Annotated in this window: 1 protein-coding gene; it reads left to right on the top strand. The window is 74.6% G+C overall.

Going from position 1 to position 386, the window contains the following annotated elements; translation table 11 throughout:
* Nucleotides 1-110: 110 nt before the first annotated feature.
* The coding region (locus OXS49_RS33460) for a sugar transferase (protein WP_267428794.1) at nt 111-386 on the top strand (276 nt) is incomplete at its 3' end.

Genomic DNA, 386 nt, shown 5'->3' with positions numbered 1-386 from the left:
CCGCCGCCTCCGCGGACTTCGTTGCGGCGCACCGTCGGGCGGAGCAGCCGGAGGTTGCCGAGCCGGTTGCAGCCCACCTCGTCGGTCAGGTCAGCGGCGCCGCCGAGGCTGTGACCGGCCTGGTCCTGCCGGAAGTCCCCTTCGTCGCCCGCGGCCTGCGCCTGAACTGGGCGGCCAAGCGCGGCCTCGATGTCGGCGTGGCCGTCACCGCCCTGTTCCTGCTGCTGCCGCTCCTCCTGCTCATCGCCCTCCTGGTCTGGGCCGGCGACGGCCGGGCCCCGATCTTCCGCCACATGCGCCTGGGCCGCGACGGCCGCTCGTTCGGCTGCCTCAAGTTCCGCTCCATGGTCACCGACGGCGAGGCGGTGCTGGCCGCCCATCTGGCC

It is taken from the genome of Methylobacterium sp. GC_Met_2, from assembly GCF_026540795.1.
Taxonomy (GTDB): Bacteria; Pseudomonadota; Alphaproteobacteria; order Rhizobiales; family Beijerinckiaceae; genus Methylobacterium.
Note: the sequence above shows the minus strand (reverse complement) of the source record. Positions and strands in the feature narration are given on the sequence as shown.